Here is an 18,813-nt window from a genome sequence, read left to right on the forward strand (position 1 = left end):
TGTCTGGGCTTGGTTACTGTGAAAGACAATTACAGAGAAATAAGCGAATAATCACTATGCGTACATTTATGGGTAATCATCACCACCATCATATATCCTAGTCTTTCAGGAGATGTATGCATGCCTGGGAGACTAAACTCCCCGGCGTTTTAATCGTAAACAAGACAGATTTTAACCCTCGGGAGTCACTGAACTACCGAGGGTTTTTTCGTATTTGATTGTCTTAAATATAGAGTTATAGAGTGACAGGGATTGAATAATGCAAACACAACGTCTAAGAATCGCAATTCAAAAAAAAGGCCGACTCAGCAAAGAGTGCCAAACGCTCCTTAAAAAAAGTGGTGTTAAATTTAATATGATGGGTGAGAGACTCGTTGTCCACTCTCTGAATATGCCTGTTGATCTTCTTCTTGTAAGAGATGATGACATTCCTGGTTTGATTATGGATGGTGTTGTTGATCTAGGTTTTATTGGTGAAAATGAACTTGAGGAAGTTAGGCTAGAGCGTCTCGCTTCTGGAAAACAGTGTGATTTTGTTCGTTTACGTCGACTAGATTTTGGAGGCTGCAGACTTTCTATAGCTATTGATAAGGAACAAGACTATAAGAAGCCACAAGACTTAGCGAGGAAGAGAATTGCGACTACCTATCCTCAACTATTAAAAGCCTATATGGATGATATCGGTGTCCCTTTTTCAACCTGTGTACTGACAGGCTCTGTTGAGGTTGCCCCCAGAGCTGGATTGGCTGATGCCATTGCAGATCTCGTTTCAACGGGAGCCACTCTAGAAGCAAATGGGCTTAAAGAAGCGGAAGTTATTTTTGAGTCTAAAGCGATCCTCATCCAACGCTGTGGTGATTTTGATGAAGAGAAACAAAACCTGATCAATAAACTTTTAACCAGAATGCAAGGCGTTCAACAGGCTAAAGAATCCAAATACATTATGCTGCATGCACCGACAGATAAATTAGACCAAATTAAAGCCTTACTGCCGGGTGCTGAGGATCCAACAGTTCTCCCCTTATCTGCTGAGAGCAATAGAGTTGCGGTGCACTTAGTGAGTCCAGAAAATCTCTTTTGGGAAACAATGGAACAGCTTAAAGAGTTAGGGGCGAGCTCAATACTCGTGTTGCCGATCGAAAAAATGATGGGTTAAATATTATGAAAACGATAACTTGGGCGCTAATGTCCGAAGCGGAACAAGAAAACCTATTGCAACGACCTGCCGTTTTAGAGGGTAAGAACATCGGAAACGCAGTATCTGATGTGATAGAGAGTGTTCGTTCTCTTGGTGATTCTGCTTTATTAGAATTAACTAAGAAGTACGATAATATTGATTTGGCAACGATAAGAGTCTCCGATCAAGAAATAGAGGATGCGTCGACTCGACTTGACCCTCAGATATGTGAAGCTTTGAATCAAGCTTATAGGAATATTGAAAAATTTCACTCAGCACAGAAGAGTAAAGTCATACGTGTCGAAACCCAGCCCGGTGTTGTTTGTGAACAATTGACTCGCCCCATTCAAAGTGTGGGACTCTATATTCCCGGAGGAAGTGCACCCTTACCATCGACAGTATTAATGCTGGGTGTTCCAGCGCAGATTGCGCAGTGTGGCAGAGTTGTATTATGTTCACCGCCTCCTATTGCCGATGAAATTCTCTACGTTGCAAAGTTATGCGGAATTGATGAGGTGTATTCTATTGGGGGAGCTCAAGCGATTGCAGCTATGGCCTACGGCACTCAGACGATAGTTAAGGTAGATAAGATTTTTGGTCCCGGCAATGCTTATGTGACTGAAGCTAAACGCCAGGTCAGCAACGATTTTAGAGGAGCTGCTATCGATATGCCCGCCGGACCTTCAGAGGTTATGGTGATTGCGGATGAGTATGCGCAACCTGATTTTATCGCAGCCGACTTGTTGAGTCAGGCCGAGCACGGTCCTGATTCACAGGTAGTTCTGGTTACGCCGTCTTCTGATCTTGCAAAAAAGGTCGTTAGTGAAGTTGCTGCACAGCTCAAAAAACTGTCTCGAAGTAATATTGCTGAAAAAGCGTTAGATTCCAGTCTTATCATCATTTCAGAATCTCTTAGTCAAGCTGTTGCTATTTCAAATATTTATGGTCCGGAACACTTGATCATTCAAACAGAGTCTCCCCGCGAACTTCTTGGATCGATAGAGAGCGCAGGTTCAGTTTTCTTGGGTAAATGGTCACCAGAATCAGCGGGTGATTATGCATCAGGAACGAATCATGTCTTACCTACTTATGGATACACAAAGACGCACTCAAGTCTTGGATTGTCGGATTTTATGAAGCGAATGACTGTTCAAGAATTGACATCTGAAGGGCTAGAGAACTTGTCGTCGACGGTAGTTAAAATGGCCGAGGCGGAGGGGTTGGACGCTCACAAGCGTGCGGTCACTATTCGAGTAGAAGCATTAAAAAAGTGAGTGGGTATGAAAAAATTTGCACGTAAAAATGTTCAAGCGTTGGAGCCTTATCTATCTGCTCGAAAAATAGGAGGAGAAGGTGATGTTTGGTTAAATGCTAATGAGTCACCTTTTGATAACTCTTATAATGTACAGATAGGAGGTCTTAACAGGTACAGTGAATGTCAACCTAAAACACTGATCGGGGCTTATGCTTCTTATGCCGGCGTACGCACTGAACAAGTGTTAACCTCTCGTGGCGCGGATGAGGGCATTGACTTGTTAATCCGTGCTTATTGTGAACCGGGTGAAGATAAGATCTTATATTGTCCTCCTACCTACGGAATGTACTCAGTGAGTGCCGAGTCAATGGGTATTGAGACAGCCTTGGTACCACTAACTCAGGAATGGCAGCTTGATTTAGACGCAATCCAAGCTAATTTACAAGCTGTTAAATTAGTTTTCGTGTGCAGTCCAAATAATCCCACGGGTAATCTTCTCCAACGATGTGACATTATTTCTTTACTTGAGATGACACAAGATAAGGCCTTGGTTGTCGTTGATGAGGCCTATATTGATTTTTGCCCAGAAGCGTCAACGGTTGGCTTGTTAGATACCTATCCAAACCTCGTCATCTTACGTACTTTGTCAAAAGCTTTTGCATTAGCGGGATTACGATGTGGATTTACTCTAGCTAATAAAGACACCATTAATACCTTGCAAAAAGTGATTGCTCCCTACCCAGTACCAGTCCCCGTTACTGATATTGCCATACAGGCCCTATCTGAGGCTGGTTTAGCGAGAGTAAAATATCAAGTACTCGATATTTGTGCCAATCGAGCTTATTTGCAGGTTGGACTATCTATGTTGAGCGAAGTGCAAGTGTATGAGGGGTGGGGTAATTATTTATTGGCTAAGTTTGTTGATGGCGATGCTCTATTCGAAGCTGCTTGGGACGAGGGTATTATCTTGAGAAATTCTCCTATCGATAATTGTGTGCGCATCAGTATTGGTAATCGAGCAGAGTGCGAAAAAACACTTGAGTTTATAAGAAACTATTATCTGTGAAATTTTAGCAATCTTTTAGATTGAATTTTGGTCAAAAAGGAAGTGGATGTGGGTAAACAACAAAAAATATTATTTATCGATAGGGACGGAACATTAATAGTTGAACCTCCGGTAGATTTTCAAGTTGATCGCTTAGATAAGCTTAAACTTGAACCTTACGTCATTCCCTCTCTTATTCGTTTACAAGAGGCGGGATATCGTTTGGTTATGGTGACGAATCAAGATGGTTTGGGTACAGCAAGTTATCCCCAAGAGACATTCGATGCTCCTCACAATATGATGATGGATATCTTCAGGTCACAAGGGATAGAATTTGACGATGTACTCATTTGTCCGCATTTTGATAGTGATGAATGTACGTGCAGAAAACCGAAATTAGGACTGGTTCAAGATTATTTGCGTCAAGGTAAAGTTGATTTTGAAAAATCTATCGTTATCGGTGATAGGGATACTGACCTCAGGTTGGCGCAAAACATGGCACTTCAAGGAATTCAGTACCATCCAAAGAATATGAATTGGCCTGCAATAGTGAAAGCTCTGACAATAACATCCCGAACATCAGAGGTTGTGAGGACGACCAAAGAAACAGATATAAGAGTGAAAGTCGATTTGGATGAGAGTGGCGGGAGTCAAATACAAACGGGTCTGGGTTTCTTCGATCATATGTTGGATCAGATTGCGACACACGCAGGATTTAGGCTAACTTGCTTGGTTGAAGGTGATTTACACATTGATGACCACCATACTATCGAAGATACGGCACTGGCACTAGGGCAAGCACTTAAAGAAGCATTAGGTGATAAACGTGGAATTGCTCGCTTTGGTTTTAGCTTGCCTATGGATGAGTGTTTGGCTCAGTGTGCATTGGACTTATCTGGTCGTCCCTATTTAAAGTTTGAAGCAGAATTTAGTCGGGAGAATGTTGGAGATTTGTCGACAGAGATGGTCAGCCATTTCTTCCGTTCATTAACCGATACTTTGGCTTGTACTCTTCACTTATCGTCTTCAGGTGATAACGATCATCATATTATCGAAAGTTTATTTAAAGCTTTTGGCCGAACGTTACGTCAAGCGATAAAAGTAGAAGGTTCCGCTCTTCCGAGCAGTAAAGGTGTGCTCTAAGAGGTCATGATGGAAAATACAAAAGTGGTTATCATTGACACAGGTTGTGCCAATATATCGTCGGTAAAGTTTGCGATTCAGCGTTTGGGTTACGAGGTGACGATCTCAAATCAGCCAAGTGTCGTTCTCGGTGCGGATAAATTATTTTTACCTGGTGTTGGTACAGCCAGTGAAGCGATGCAAAACCTACAAAATTTAGACTTGGTCGATTTGGTTAAAAAAGTCGATAAGCCATTACTGGGAATATGTTTAGGGATGCAGTTACTTGGATCTTTTTCACAAGAAAGAGCACGGAGCGCGTTGCAAAAAGTGCCTTGTCTTGGGCTCTGTTCGGGTGAAGTCAATTTACTGGATACTGGCTCACTACCTTTACCTCATATGGGGTGGAATACTGTTGATGCTGTAGAGGGCCATCCTCTTTTTAAAGGAATTGCCAAAGACAGCTACTTTTATTTTGTTCACAGTTTTGCGATGCCAATTGGAGATTATACAGTGGCGAAAAGTCAATATGGTCAACCTTTTAGTGCTGTTATCCAACAGGGAAACTTTTATGGTGTTCAGTTCCACCCAGAACGTTCATCGAAAGCAGGTCTGCAGCTAATTAAAAACTTTCTAGAGTTGTAAGGAGTCAAGGTAGTGATTATCCCAGCATTAGATTTAATCGAGGGGCAAGTTGTTAGGCTTTACCAGGGAGACTACGGAAAAGTCACCGAGTACAAAGTGGATCCAATAAAACAGTTTAACACCTACTTCGATGCAGGCTCAGAATGGTTACATTTAGTCGATTTAACTGGAGCGAAAAATACCAAAGAGCGGCAGTTAAGTTTGATTGGTCAGTTGTTATCTGGAACTCCTGCAAATATACAAATAGGAGGCGGCATTCGTACCGAGCAAGATGTCATTGATTTACTCAATGCAGGAGCAAAGCGTGTTGTTGTGGGGTCAACTGCGGTTAGAGAGCCACAAAGAGTGAAAAGCTGGATACAAAAATATGGAGTTGAGCAGATTGTACTTGCTCTAGACATTAATGTTGATGCTCATGGTCAGCGTAAGGTGGCTATCTCCGGTTGGCAAGAAGACTCAGGTGTCACTATCGAAGCCTTGCTTGATAGTTATCTAGAGGTAGGACTCAAGCATGTTTTATGTACAGACATTTCTAGAGATGGAACTTTGTCTGGCTCCAATGTTGAACTGTATCGTGATTTATGTTGTCAGTATCCTCAGATAAAGTTTCAATCTTCTGGCGGTATAGGTTCTCTTGATGATATCGCTGCATTACGCGGGACAGGAGTGGCAGGGGTTATTGTCGGTCGAGCACTTCTAGATGGGAAGTTTTCAGTTGAGGAATCTATTGCTTGTTGGACCGCTTAAAGGCAACTAATCTAAATTGACATTATTCCCCCAAGTAAAAAATACTTGGAGGGAATAAAGCACTCAGGATAGTACTTTCCTAAGGATTGAGCGGATTCTCTAACGCTTTGAGAAGGAGATTTAACTCACTTTCACAAACCTCACCATTATCTCGAATCTGCTTCTCCAATTGAGCAGCAATCGATGAAACCTCTTTAACTCCAGCTAGGCTAGCACTGCCTTTTACGTTGTGCAGTATATCTTTTAGTTCTTGCCAATCTTTGTCAGCGAATACTTCTCGTGCCGCTAAAGCCATATTTTTGAAGTGGCTTTCTAACCTTTGCGAAAACTCATCTTCAGCGAAATCCATAATCGGGGTATCGGCTTGCGTGTTGATTTCTGGCTGCATATCGCGGTCGATTTGCAGTTCAGCGGCCTTATCTAATGCCGAAGTCATCTCTTTGAGTGAAATGGGCTTAGTTAGATAGCCATCCATTAAGTGAATGGACTGATCATGCTCACTATGGTTCGCATTTGCCGTCAAAGCCATTATGGGGCATTCAGTATCTAAAATATCTTCTGATCCGCGCCATAGTAGAGTGGTTTCGTAACCATCTAATACCGGCATTCTAATATCCATTAAAACCAGATCGAAAATATGCGTTTTACCTGCAGTCAGAGCGTCTTCACCGCTCGCGACACAGACTACTTCTTGGCCAAGCTCAATAAGCATTTTACTGAGGATATCTCGATTGGTTTCTACATCATCGACCAACAGAACTTTAAGTTTCCATGGGAACATTTCTCTAATGGGGATGACTTCTCTCTCTATCGAAGTGCCTGTTTGTATTTCATAAAGCTTTTGCCACAGTCGCCAAGGTAGATAATCAAGATCTGGACTGTTTAAATTGGATGAGCTGCATTCAACAAATCTTCCTCCCCACAATATAATCTGGGTACGTAAATTTTGAGGTGCTTCGATGATTTGTGGTTTTAAATGCAGTCGCATTCCAGGGGATCTTAGGGGCATCTTAAAGATAAATGTTGAGCCAATATTTTGTTGCGTTTTGACCGTCAAAGAACCTCCCATTATACGGGCTAACTTTCGAGAGATGGGTAGCCCTAAACCAGTGCCAACTTGATGTCTAGAAGATTGCTTGAAAGGTTCAAATACTTCATCGATCTTATCAGAGGGAATTCCCATTCCTGAGTCTTCTACAGAGAAAATCAGATTTTGCTCATCACATTCAAGATAGAGAAAGATATGCCCCTTTTCAGTAAATTTTGCTGCATTACCCAGTAGATTAACTAGTATTTGTCTTACTCGTATCGGGTCAAATACACAAGATTCTGGGACTCCCTCCGAAATGATTGCTTTTAGCTCTATTGGTTTTTTGACGATATTAGATTGAATAGTAAGCATCGACTCATCGACGACTTTCAATAAAAGATTATCAGCAAGATTAAGATCAACCTGATCAGCTTCGATACGAGAGAAATCCAGTAGATTGTTAATAATGCTAAGGAGCGATTTAGCGCATGTATAAGCCGCATCTCTAAGATCCGCTTGTTTGCTTGTGAGTTGTGTGTTGCGAAGTAGCTCCAGTGAACCCGTAATACCATTGAGTGGGGTTCGGAGCTCATGACTAATATTGGTGAGATGTTCACTTTTTCTCGCCGTTGCTCTTTCTGCGATTTGTTTCGCTTTAGCGAGCTCTGTCGTTCTTTGTTCCACTTTAGATTCAAGTTCATCATAACTCGACTTAATTGTGTCGAGAAGCATGTTATAAGCTCTGGCAATATCACCGAGCTCATCTCGTCTTGATTCTGGTAGGCGACGTGAGAATGTGGGTTGTATATCACTTTTGATAATTTCGACAAAACTTCGGATCGTTTTAGCCAGAGAAACCCAGAGAATTCTCAGCATAAGAAGGATCATGAGTACAAAAGAAAATAAAGACCATTTGAGTTCGTTGTGAAATGGGGCAGAAGCATACTGTTCGATACGTGATTTTGGGATCATAGTAACTTGCAGCCAACCTGGACCATTAATGTACTTACTGATGATATAGAAATCTTTAGTATGTATGAGTTCGGGTAACTCCTTAAACCGTGCTGATCGCTCAAGTTGCTGGTGTAAAAGCAATAGAGTTTGTTCGCTAATGATGTTGCTCTGTTTTTTAACAAAACCGCTGGGAGCCAAGAATAGGTTGTGATCATCGCTTTGATAGACATCAGAAACAGTCATGATATCTTTCAAATCGATGGCAAACCCAATCTGTTTAGCATGTTTATCTTGGGGTCTAGGAGTAAAACTAACGATTATATAGAGGCTATCGCGATCTTGATCGTATTTTGCTTCACTCCATCTAAAACCTGTTTCAGAAGGCTGTTTAGACAATTTTTCGATTTCCTGTACTCTTGCTTTGAGACGGGAACGCTCTACTTTAGAGGGAGCATATATGGAGACTCTTTTTCCTGGCTCAATAATAAAGCTGTCGATATATCTTTGTTGTCCTGAAATGCCGAAAGTTTGTAATGCCCAGAGCTGTTTGACATTTTTACCGGTTTGATTGTTACCGAGGTTAAATTGGTACGCGATGAGTTCAGCGTCTGGCTCAATAGAAATGGTGCCGAATTGGATAAGACGTTCATGAAATTGACGAGTATCGTCCATAGCTTGTGTAAAAAGACTGTTGTTCATTTGCGAGCGTATTTCGCTAATTTGCTCATAGCTGGACAGAGTTTGCTTCATTGTCGCATTGTAGGTATTTTCGTACGCATTGATTTGGATAAGCACCCACAACCCTGAAAAAACAGAGATGAACGCCACGGTAAGCTTAGTAACTAGGGAATAATTCCAACGAGTTTTCATATCGACTTCTACCACATCTCACATAGGTTTACTTACTTCAAGCTAGCCCCTTCTCGCTGAACCCAGCATATTCAGGTTACTTGGGTATATCATTTACCTTAGCTCGAAGCACTAGTCGAGATCCATCTTTTAAGCCGTCTTTTCTATCTAAATATCGCGGAGGGGCAGGATTTAAATTATTACTACTTTTACCAACTAAGTTCCAATTAATAAAGCTACTCATCCTGAGGTCGCTTTTCTATGCGTATGAGGCTCAGTTATGCCTTGTGTTCTTTCAGACTAAGGTCTTTACCTGATAGTCAGGAAAACAGCTTAAGCACATACTACGCATAACAAGATTATAAGAGACATCCAATGATCGAACGTTTTGAGGCCTTAGGCTACATAGAGAGTTCCATAGAAACCATCAATGATGGTTGGTCGGGCGTTTGTGTAACTAGAAAGGCGATGTGGCTTGAAACCGAAACAGGCCTCAGTCTTGGTGTGGAAATCACCGCACCAAGCGACACTCGGTGGTTGAACCAGGCAACTCTCGTACTTGCTGCGTGTCAGGAAGGTTGGGATTGCTGTCTTGAATATCGTAACAGTCAATGGGTCTTGTGGAAATACTACTCAATCCACGCTGATGATAATGATGTAATCGAAAATTTAAAATTGCAACTTGCCCTGGCTTACTATTTCGAACATGAATTACTCCAGCCCATAAAGAAACAAAAACCTCGATTGTGGAGAGGCAAATTATGAAAAGATTACTTTGTTGGTTACTTCTTTTTACGATGAACTTTGCTCATGCTGCTCCTATCTCTGCTATTCACTGGCAGGGCGAACCTTTTGTGTTCTACAGCAGAGGAACTCCTTTAAAATCAGTTATTGAAGATGTAGGACGTAACTATGGAATCCCTATCGAGGTAAGTACCCAAGTGGGTGACACATTCAGTGGTAAAATAGAAGGGCAAACTCCTAAGCAAATTCTCACCCAACTGGCTAATCAATACGGCTTAGTCTGGTACTATGACGGTGATCTCCTTCATGTTTATAAAGCTCGTGAGGTTGCCAACGAAGTTATCTCTCTTAGCTCACTCTCCAACCAATCAGCAACACGATATGTCGCAAAAGCAGGTTTTCTGGACAATGTGGCTTGCGAAGTTAGGCCAATTTCGGGATTGCATGCACTACAAATAAACGGCGTACCATCTTGTGTTGATACTGTTACTAAGTACGTAAAGCAGCTAGATACAGACTCGAAAAATCATGCCCAATCACAGCGTGTGGCAAGAATCTTTCCTCTCAAATATGCATCGGCTACAGACACTGTCTATAGCTACCGTAGTCAAGATGTTAAAGTTCCTGGTGTCGTGTCTGTGCTCAAACAAATGGAGCAAGGTGACGTGGGAGATGAAACGAAGAATCAGGGCTCCACAAGTTTCTCTGCTGATTCACGTCAAAATGCGGTCATCATTCGTACCAACAAAATGGATATGGATATGTATGCTTCGTTGATAAAGCAACTTGACGTTTCTCCGGAAATGATAGAGGTCTCTGTGACCATCATCGATGTCGATACGTCAGACTTTAACCAACTCGGCATTGATTGGTCTGCAGCGGCGAAGATAGGTGGTGGCAGTATTTCATTTAATCAAGGAAGTATGAGTAGTGATAATTTTTCAACGGTGATTGGGAATACAGGCAACTTTATGGTGCGACTTAACGCGCTGGAACAAAACTCTAAGGCTAAAGTTTTATCGAGACCTTCCGTTGTCACACTCAATAATGTGCAAGCTGTATTAGACAAAAATGTCACCTTTTATACCAAGGTTGAGGGAGAGAAAGTGGCCAAGTTAGAGTCGGTAACTACAGGCTCATTACTCAGAGTGACACCGCGGATTGTTAACGAAAAGCATCATCAGCGCGTTATGCTCTCACTTAATATACAAGATGGGCAACAAACGGGTCAGCAAAAGAAAGCCATCGGTACGAATGATGCTCTACCACAGGTTGAAAACTCAGAGATTGCCACTCAAGCAACTTTGAAAACAGGTGAGAGTCTATTACTTGGCGGTTTTGTACAAGATAAAAACAAAACAGTTGAAAACAAAATTCCTTTATTAGGTGATATTCCCCTTTTAGGTGGCTTGTTCCGAAGCACAAATCACAGTACACAAAGTGTGATGCGATTGTTCTTGATAAAAGCCGAGCCAGTTAAGCAGTGATGGTCTGAGAGGTAGCTATGGATATGAATACAAAGCTCTTATGGCTAACTGGTCCGATGCAGGGGCGAGAGTTAAGACTTCCTCAGGGAGAGCTCTCTATGGGACCTTGCGGTGATGTTATGATCCCGCTTTCCGAGAGAGAAAGTATCCAGATTAGTGTTACGGAAGAAGGCGTTTTTATTCGTGACTCGATACCAGTATGGTGCAACGGTGTTGCAGCAAATACGCAGGAACCCTTACCTTTTGGTCAGGCAATAGAGATATCCGGTGTAGGCTTTATTCTCGGAAGTCTGGATCAGTCCTTGGCATGGCAACGATTGCCTGAGCATGTAAAGGCAAAGGCTAGTGGGGGACGGAGGTTATTTTTATCGTTCATTACTCTGATGACGGTAGTCCTGATGTCCTTTGTGGTGATGCTGCCTAAAAATATAGAACCAACTTTTAATCCTCACATGTGGTTGCAGAGCCAGCTAAATGTTCCATCGCTTACTCAGGTTAAGGCGAGCTGGAATGAAGACGGTGTTGTTTCATTAAGCGGCTATTGTGATAACTCGCTTGTAATGTCAAAGCTAAAAGAAGGGTTAAAACTTCACGGTATTCGTTTTAACACGAGCGCAGTATGCACCGATGAGCTCATTTCAAATGTTGAAGCTGTCCTGAACGCAAATGGTTATCAAGATGTTCATGTTTCACCCTCAAGAATAATGGGGGAGGTACGAATCTCGGGAGCTATTCAATCAGGACAGCAATGGGAAAAGGTCTCTCGAGAGTTGGATCAAATTCATGGTCTCAAGCATTGGCAGGTGACGAATGATATTGGTGGCTTTGTACAAAAACTGATAAGTGCCCTGCGAGACAAGGGATTACTGGACGGCTTGATGATTGAGCGACGCCAAGACAGCATCGTTGTTACTGGGCAAATTCGTGATTTGGTTCGTTCACAAATACGCCAAGTCACCAAGGAACTTCTCTCAAATACTGGGCAAAATGTTGATCTTAGGTTTGAAAATATTCCATTGCGAGACAGTATATCCCGTTATCTGTCCGGTGAAATTATGAGTTTTGGCGGTAATCAAAGCCATCCATTTGTCGAATTGAGCAGCGGCAAGCGATTAACCTTAAACAGTAAGCTCGATAATGGCTATATGGTTACCCACATTGACTTTAAAGGTTTGGACCTGACTCGAGACGGTCAACTTATTCATATTCCATTTATTTTATAGGAGGCCTCATGGCACAGATTACGCAACTCGAAGTCATGTTAAAAAATGATGAAATGTCCGTGGAAAAACTCTCATTACAACTAAAACAGGCTCAGCTTGAACTTTCTGAAGCTGATGAGGCTTGCGTGTTGGAAATGAGGCTCGCACTCGATGCAGCCCAAGAGGTTATTGAGACACTGTACAATAGGTATAACTAAATCAATCCCTTGAATGATGATTACGTTAATTTTTACTAGATAGGAAACGATAATGAATACATTTGATGATATGAAAGCTGTGATGGATGATATGCATGCTCGCCGAAATATGCTTGCTGAACAAATGAGGGAGTTCAATCAGTTACAAAGTGAAATACAGGCTTTGGCAGATCGTGCTGGCAGCGATCCTAATGCAAGACAAAAGCTGGAAAACTTAGAAAAAGCATTTCCACAGGGCTTTCAGAAAGCACAGATGGATATTTTAGCGAAAGTGTCACAATTAGAGGATAACTTTAAGACGCTAGAACAGGATTTCAGAGGGATCGGTGGATCAGAGAAGTCAACGCCTAAAGCAGAAAATCAGCCTAAAAAGCGAGCGATAAAGCGTTATTTATAATGCTATATACCTAAGTGATTTCAAAATGCAGGATTCAGAGCGATGCCACAGTGTTGATTTCTGGAAAATAACGCAGAGGAATAGTCGACTCTTACCAAGTTGTTTGACGATGAAATCGGCACTGTAGCACGCCCCCAAAGGGGAGTTGTCTTGCTTTACATACTTCGTTACCGCTTTTCAATTTAGATGACTAGATTTTTAAATCGTTGCCTTGCCTGTCATACTCGCCACTATGCCAACACCCTAAAGCCGATATGTATATTAATATCGGTTTTTTTATTATAAAAATTATTTAAAAATCTGGTCATACCACTTGATTTTACTATTTTGCTTATTTAGGAATACATGGTTTTTTATAAGAGTAGTATCTAAATACAAGCTAAGAAATAATTTAATTAGCATATTTTAAATTAATAAGAGGGTATTGTTATGGGTGATATTACTGGTGTAAATGGATCAAGTATTATTAATTCTCAACAAACAGATGAAGTAAAAAATAGTATTGCTTCTCGAGGAGACTCAGTACTTTCGGGCGGAATTGCCGTTCTTTATATGTTTATGAATTTACTAGGTGAGATGGCCGATGCCAAATATTCACAGATGCAAGATAAAGCAGACGTTTCACGTGAGGCTCAATCAAAAGCAAATGAAATGGATGAGAAAATTGCCGACTGTAATAAAAAGGATAACCCCGACAAGGCAACAGCAGATGTTCCCAAAGATGTTGTTGATTATATGAAGGAAAATGGGGTTACTGTCGATGGTAAGGGCATTGATGAATATATCAAAGATAATGGGGGGAACCCGCTTGATAAAGGTAAGCTGAGTGCAATAAAAGCGGCACTAGAAACTCAATCGAATCGAGCATCAGATTTTGTTTCACAGTCTCAACTTCAACTGCAAAAGATAATGCAAACCTACAACGTGACGGTTAGTTTAATAAATAGTATGCAAACTATGTTGGCTGAAATGAATAAATCAATTGCGCAGAATATTCGCTAATATTTTATGAAAAAGGAGTCTTTATGTATCAAGTCGATAATAGCATTAATTCTCCTTTGTCTTTACACAATGACAAAGCAGAAAAAATAAATGCAAGTAAGGGTGATAGTGTTTTATCTGGAGGAATAGCGGTCCTATATTTATTCATGAATTTACTTTCTGAAATGGCGGACGCAAAATATTCTCAAATGCAAAGCAAGGCCGATGTTTCTCGCGAAGCACAATCGAAAGCAAATGAGGTTGATGAAATCATTGCTGGCATGCTTAAAGATAATGCAACAGATAAGCTACCGCCAGATGTCGTGAAATATATGCAAGATAATGGTATTACCGTAGATGGTGTTTCAATCACGGAGTACCTAAAAGCTAATGATCCAGCTGCCCCTTTTCTAGACAAGCTCAAAAGCAAGATTGAGGAGAGTGGTCCTTCAGGTATGCAGTCATACAGCTGGCAAGACGTCGTGTCTTACATGGATAAGCATGGCATCAAGGTGGATGGAAAAAGAGCTTGTGACTATATCTGGAGCCTACCAGAAGTCGGTTATCAATCAGGACAACGGATCAGTAAAGCGCATATGCAGCATATGTATGACGCTCTTGAGTCCGCCAGTGGACTTGATAAAGGCAAGATGCAGGCGGTTAAAGCGGCACTTGAAACGGTGTCAAATCGGGCCTCAGATTTCGTTTCTCAATCTCAACTTCAACTGCAAAAGATAATGCAAACCTATAACGTGACGGTCAGCTTAGTTAACAGTATGCAAACTATGTTGGCCGAGATGAATAAATCTATCGCACAGAACATTCGTTAGGAGGCTGTTATGAAAGAGCATGAATTTGAAACTCTTCAGGAGTATCTCCAACAAGGGGGATCGATCAAAATGTTGGGTGATATTGATCAACACGATCTCGACTTATTGTCTCGTTATGGCTCTCAATTGATGAACTACGGTGATTATGAAGGAGCAAAACGAATATTTTACTTGCTTATGCGAGTCGATCAATGGAACTCAGATTACTTCTTTGCCCTTGGTACTTGCTGCCAGCAACTCAAACAACATGAGGAAGCAATTTTTTGTTTCAGTCGAGCGGGCATTATCAATATCGAAGATCCGAGAAGTCCGTATTACGCCGGAAAAAGTTACCTAGAGGTTGGCAATATACACTACGCGGCAAAATCTTTTCAAGCCGCAATACGCGTTTGTAATTGTCATTCAGACAACAATTGGGATGAGATTGCCCAATTGGCTAAGCAAGCTTTAGCACCTTTATTAAAGGAGGTACAAGATGTCTAGTATCACACTCAACAATCAACTACCGCTAAACGGTACCCAAGATATTAGTCGCATTGAGCGTTCTGATGATAAAAAAGCTAACTTGCCAGCCTCGAATCATTTTGTTGGAACAGTAGAAACATCGAAAAAGAAAGGTGTTGTGAGTACTGAGCAAGCCAACCAAGCATTACAAAATATCGTTAAAGATAATGGTGTCAGCGTAGGGCAGCTCGAAAAAGCGTCTATAAATGACATCGTGATGATGGCAACTAACCTAGGCCTCAAAGCTCTGGGTGATACAGCAAACTCAGCCGCAAAATCATTGAAGATAAAGACTGATGCTCAGGAAGTGGCGCGCAACCGACAAGTGAAAGAGTTTCAAGAACAATTAGCTAAGCAGATTGAACAGAATAACAAAGCCCATAAAGGGGGGATTTTTGGGGCTATTTTCGACTGGATTGTCGGTGCTGTCGAGGCTGTTATTGGTGCATTTAAGATGCTTGAAGGGGTCGCTAGAGTCGCGGTTGGTGATGTGAGTGGTGCATTAGACATCGCCAGTGGGGCGGCTTACTTGACCGCTGGATTTGCTGGCATGGTCAAAGCAGCCGCAGAAACCGCCATTTTATGTGGTGCTGATAAAGACAAATGTCAGGATGTCATTAACGTTGCATCTAAGGTTCAGCTTGGTGCAGAAATTGTTGGCATGGCGTGTGACATTTTCCAAGCTGGCCGCGCTATTTCTGCAACACGAGGCATTGCCACAGGTACAGAAACCGCAATGAAAGAGGCGGCACCCAAGTTAATCGAAAGTATTGGTAAAGGTTCAACCAAAGAAATTGCAACGGTGGCTGAAAATGTCGGCAAGCAAGTCTCCGAGCAGGTCGGCCAGCAAGTGATGCAGCAATTGATGAAGGAAGGGGCAGAGCAAAGCGGTCAGATCTCCAAAGCCTTGGCAAAAGCTTTCAGCGAAGATGCAATTCGTGAATTAGTAACCAATGCAGTCAAAGAAACCGCTGAACAGGCGATTAAAAAAGGCGTGACTCTAACGGCTGAGGAACTCACCAAACAAGTGTCCAAAAATGTCAGTCAAGAGGTCTTTAAAGCCGTCTTTAAAGCTTGCACTTATACCTCGCTAGAGATAGTTCGAGCAACCGCTGGATCAAGTAAAGCTGTTACTAGTGGCGCCATAGGTATCGAGAAAGCTAAGTTGCAAAAGCAAATTGAAGAACTGATCCTCAAGCAGAATTTTATGGAGTTTTGCTACGAGTGGTACAACAAAGCAAAAGAACAGCAGACAAAGTCCATTAAAGATCTGTTTGATAAGCAGGGTGACGCAGTAAGCGGAGCCAGCAATGTAATTAGTCAAACTGGCAGCTTGCAAGCTCGAATTGCGACATCATCGATTTAAAAATGAGGAAATAATTATGACAACTGTACAAACTAATACACCTACTCCGGTTAGTGCTCCTGCGGTAAATGATGATTTAACCGTCAAGACAGACCACAGCATTTCTGATTGTGATGGTATGGAAGCAATCGCTCAGTTAAACGATTTAATGATTAAACTTTCTGAAGTAATGCAAAAATTGCGTGATGTGCTTCAACAGTACAACCAGAAACAGCAGGAGCTCGGTTGGGATATCCAAAAAGCCTCAATGGATACTAAAAAAGAGGCGATTTCGAAAGCGTGTGAATCTTCCATATTATCGGGTGTGCTTCAAATCGGTGCCGGTATTGCTGGAATGGCTGGTGCGGGATTTTCAAAATCTACCGGTCTGGGTGAAGCTACAACCCATCTAGGAAAGGGTGCTGGGGATTCGCTTTCTGGTATTGGAACCGTTGTTTCAGCTGAAATGACTAAAAATGCTGAAATAGAAAAAACTGAAGGTGAGTTTCAATCAATGAATGCACAGAGCTATACCAAAAATATTGGGGAATCAAGAGAAAAGGCAATGCAAATATCCGAGCAAATGCGTTCTCTTGTTAAAGACTTGGTTGAATTACATGGTCGAATCTCTTCAGCCGTTAAAAACTAATCCCACCTATAAACCTCTAATATATAGGCAAATACTGAATCCCAGTATTTGCCTAGGGAGTTACTTATGAATTCCACTGGTTACAATGAAGTGAATTACGAAGAACTTGGAGAATTGGTCAAACAAGTTCTTGAAGATAAAAAGACGCTCGCGCAGGTTAATAACGTGAGTGAAAGCGAACTCAATAACCTCTATGTTGAAGCTGTGGCTCATTATGCTGCCGAAGAGATGGACGAGGCATTAACTAAATTTACTTATCTGGTGATGAATAATCCATGGAATCGACTGTATTTGGTTGGTTTAGCCTCATGTTTGCATGCTGAAAAGCAATACCAAAACGCGATGGTTTTTTATGGTTACGCTGCCATGATGGATGCTAGAGATGCTGCTGTGACGTTCAGGATTGGTCAGTGTTTTAACTCATTAGGCATGATGAAAGAGGCTATCGAGGCATTACAAACAAGCATCGATCAAAGCTACGTTTCTCCAGTGCAGCCAGACGTGCGGAGTCTTGCTCAATCAGCATTGTATTCAATCCAATAGTTATTTGAGAGAGCTAAGTATGAATAATTCTTTGAGTATTAATTGCCAGGGAGCGATAAACATCGCACCGACTACAAACGAACGAACCAATTCTTCTATTGCCGAGAGCCTCCAATTCAACCCTCACCAAATTACCTTACCAAATGAAGACAGCATTGCTCCACATAAGACGATAACAGACGGTCTTGATGAGATTCATCAACATAATGAAACAGCAAAGAAAGCCAACATCGACATAGCAAAAAAAGACTTTATTGCACAAATTAGTAAAGTTGTTTTAGCGGGTGTTGGTCTAGGACTCGCGATTGCAGGCACGGTTCTAACGGCGGGAGCTGGCGCACCTCTTATCGCCGCTACTGGTGTCGCCTTCACGCTTGCTGTTGCAGATGCTGGGACGGGGTTTGCTCATTGGCGTGACTTAAAAGCGGGTGGTGAAGGTTTTACCATGAAAGGTGACTCGGTAGCAGGCTTTGTCAATTGGGCTGCGAGTAAGTGCACTTACACGGAGCAATATGCTAAAACAATGGGTACCGTGACATCAGCAGTCTCTAGAGCTGGGCTTCTTGTTGGAACCATATATGCCAGTCCTGCAGAAGTCGCTGGTGTTGCTGGAAAGGCAATCACCGTTGTAGAGCAAGCATTACACGTTGCACACAAGGCGCATAGTCTAACTGAGCTCCCCTCAAAAACAGCTGAGATCGGCCTTGAGAAACATAATGAGAAATTGAAGAGTGCAGAAAAAGATTTAAAACAGCGCTTACTAGACAGAGCAGAAAATCAGCAAGATGTTATCGGTGGGGCTAAAAACCTAGTCGGTGAGTTGAGATCAAAAGTGCACACTGGAGGAAAAATTATCCATGGTATGAGTGAGAACATTGCCGAATTAGAAGATCGTGTCAAAGTAAAGAACAGCTTGGTGGCAAGTAAGGATCAACAGATTGATAAGCTGAAAGCAGAGTTGGAATCAGCAGAGAATATATTGACGGATGTAAGGCTCAAATTATTTGAAATTATTGCTAAATCATCCGGAGTCACAATACCTGAATCTCGGGGACGTTCACATTCCATTTCATTCTGATTATGTTGTTG

The 18,813-nt window shown here is 41.9% G+C and carries 19 protein-coding genes and 1 other annotated feature; of the genes, 18 read left to right on the forward strand and 1 reads right to left on the reverse strand.

Features of this window, described 5'->3' with window-relative positions:
- Positions 1 to 76 precede the first annotated feature (76 nt).
- Positions 77 to 212, forward strand: a sequence feature (His leader region).
- 47 nt (positions 213 to 259) lie between these two features.
- From hisG to hisA, 6 genes are read left to right on the forward strand one after another with little or no spacing between them, the layout of a single operon-like run.
- Positions 260 to 1,156 (forward strand): ATP phosphoribosyltransferase, encoded by an 897-nt coding sequence (hisG, locus tag RH40_RS00500; RefSeq protein ID WP_009599271.1) that lies wholly within the window; start codon positions 260 to 262, stop codon positions 1,154 to 1,156.
- Positions 1,157 to 1,161: 5 nt separating this feature from the next.
- Positions 1,162 to 2,451 (forward strand): histidinol dehydrogenase, encoded by a 1,290-nt coding sequence (hisD, locus tag RH40_RS00505; RefSeq protein ID WP_009599272.1) that lies wholly within the window; start codon positions 1,162 to 1,164, stop codon positions 2,449 to 2,451.
- A 6-nt stretch (positions 2,452 to 2,457) separates the two neighbouring features.
- Complete coding sequence (gene hisC / locus RH40_RS00510; RefSeq protein ID WP_009599273.1) at positions 2,458 to 3,498, forward strand: histidinol-phosphate transaminase; 1,041 nt, start codon at positions 2,458 to 2,460, stop codon at positions 3,496 to 3,498.
- Between the two features lie 48 nt (positions 3,499 to 3,546).
- Positions 3,547 to 4,620, forward strand: a complete 1,074-nt coding sequence (hisB, locus tag RH40_RS00515) for a bifunctional histidinol-phosphatase/imidazoleglycerol-phosphate dehydratase HisB (RefSeq protein WP_009599274.1) — start codon at positions 3,547 to 3,549, stop codon at positions 4,618 to 4,620.
- A gap of 9 nt (positions 4,621 to 4,629) precedes the next feature.
- Positions 4,630 to 5,244 (forward strand): imidazole glycerol phosphate synthase subunit HisH, encoded by a 615-nt coding sequence (hisH, locus tag RH40_RS00520; protein ID WP_009599275.1) that lies wholly within the window; start codon positions 4,630 to 4,632, stop codon positions 5,242 to 5,244.
- 12 nt (positions 5,245 to 5,256) lie between these two features.
- Positions 5,257 to 5,991 (forward strand): 1-(5-phosphoribosyl)-5-[(5-phosphoribosylamino)methylideneamino]imidazole-4-carboxamide isomerase, encoded by a 735-nt coding sequence (gene hisA / locus RH40_RS00525; RefSeq protein WP_009599276.1) that lies wholly within the window; start codon positions 5,257 to 5,259, stop codon positions 5,989 to 5,991.
- A 79-nt stretch (positions 5,992 to 6,070) separates the two neighbouring features.
- On the opposite strand, the gene RH40_RS00530 is transcribed toward hisA, so the two are convergent.
- The gene (locus tag RH40_RS00530; protein WP_009599277.1) at positions 6,071 to 8,845 is read right to left on the reverse strand and encodes a two component system sensor kinase; all 2,775 of its coding nucleotides are present in this window, start codon (positions 8,843 to 8,845) and stop codon (positions 6,071 to 6,073) included.
- Between the two features lie 354 nt (positions 8,846 to 9,199).
- On the opposite strand from RH40_RS00530, the gene RH40_RS00535 reads away from it, so the two are divergent.
- The 12 genes from RH40_RS00535 to RH40_RS19990 all read left to right on the forward strand — a co-directional run bounded on the left by RH40_RS00535 (position 9,200) and on the right by RH40_RS19990 (position 18,802).
- Positions 9,200 to 9,589: a hypothetical protein gene (locus RH40_RS00535; protein WP_009599278.1), complete on the forward strand. Its 390-nt coding sequence runs from the start codon at positions 9,200 to 9,202 to the stop codon at positions 9,587 to 9,589.
- Positions 9,586 to 11,055, forward strand: a complete 1,470-nt coding sequence (locus RH40_RS00540; RefSeq protein WP_009599279.1) for an EscC/YscC/HrcC family type III secretion system outer membrane ring protein — start codon at positions 9,586 to 9,588, stop codon at positions 11,053 to 11,055. The genes RH40_RS00535 and RH40_RS00540 overlap by 4 nt, the downstream gene beginning before the upstream one ends.
- A 23-nt stretch (positions 11,056 to 11,078) precedes the next feature.
- Positions 11,079 to 12,278, forward strand: coding sequence for a type III secretion system inner membrane ring subunit SctD (sctD, locus tag RH40_RS00545; protein WP_139056827.1), 1,200 nt, complete (start codon positions 11,079 to 11,081; stop codon positions 12,276 to 12,278).
- 8 nt (positions 12,279 to 12,286) lie between these two features.
- On the forward strand, positions 12,287 to 12,475 hold the full coding sequence (locus tag RH40_RS00550) for a hypothetical protein (RefSeq protein WP_009599281.1): 189 nt from the start codon (positions 12,287 to 12,289) through the stop codon (positions 12,473 to 12,475).
- A 52-nt stretch (positions 12,476 to 12,527) separates the two neighbouring features.
- A complete protein-coding gene (locus tag RH40_RS00555; protein WP_009599284.1) occupies positions 12,528 to 12,872 on the forward strand; it encodes a hypothetical protein in 345 nt (114 codons plus the stop codon).
- A gap of 429 nt (positions 12,873 to 13,301) precedes the next feature.
- On the forward strand, positions 13,302 to 13,874 hold the full coding sequence (gene sseB / locus RH40_RS00560) for a type III secretion system translocon protein SseB (RefSeq protein WP_009599285.1): 573 nt from the start codon (positions 13,302 to 13,304) through the stop codon (positions 13,872 to 13,874).
- A gap of 23 nt (positions 13,875 to 13,897) precedes the next feature.
- The gene (locus tag RH40_RS00565) at positions 13,898 to 14,683 is read left to right on the forward strand and encodes a secretion protein EspA (RefSeq protein WP_009599286.1); all 786 of its coding nucleotides are present in this window, start codon (positions 13,898 to 13,900) and stop codon (positions 14,681 to 14,683) included.
- Between the two features lie 9 nt (positions 14,684 to 14,692).
- Entirely contained in the window at positions 14,693 to 15,166 is a 474-nt protein-coding gene (locus RH40_RS00570; protein ID WP_009599287.1) for a SycD/LcrH family type III secretion system chaperone, read from the forward strand.
- Positions 15,159 to 16,553 carry a type III secretion system translocon subunit SseC family protein gene (gene sctE / locus RH40_RS00575; RefSeq protein ID WP_009599288.1) on the forward strand — a complete coding sequence of 465 codons (1,395 nt, stop codon included), beginning with the start codon at positions 15,159 to 15,161 and terminating at the stop codon, positions 16,551 to 16,553. The genes RH40_RS00570 and sctE overlap by 8 nt, the downstream gene beginning before the upstream one ends.
- Before the next feature lie 16 nt (positions 16,554 to 16,569).
- Complete coding sequence (gene sseD, locus RH40_RS00580) at positions 16,570 to 17,181, forward strand: type III secretion system translocon protein SseD (protein WP_009599289.1); 612 nt, start codon at positions 16,570 to 16,572, stop codon at positions 17,179 to 17,181.
- 66 nt (positions 17,182 to 17,247) lie between these two features.
- Positions 17,248 to 17,724 (forward strand): type III secretion protein, encoded by a 477-nt coding sequence (locus tag RH40_RS00585; protein ID WP_009599290.1) that lies wholly within the window; start codon positions 17,248 to 17,250, stop codon positions 17,722 to 17,724.
- A gap of 19 nt (positions 17,725 to 17,743) precedes the next feature.
- On the forward strand, positions 17,744 to 18,802 hold the full coding sequence (locus tag RH40_RS19990; RefSeq protein WP_009599291.1) for a hypothetical protein: 1,059 nt from the start codon (positions 17,744 to 17,746) through the stop codon (positions 18,800 to 18,802).
- Positions 18,803 to 18,813 lie beyond the last annotated feature (11 nt).

Source organism: Vibrio caribbeanicus ATCC BAA-2122 (genome assembly GCF_000165125.1).
In the GTDB taxonomy this organism is placed as follows: Bacteria; Pseudomonadota; Gammaproteobacteria; order Enterobacterales; family Vibrionaceae; genus Vibrio; species Vibrio caribbeanicus.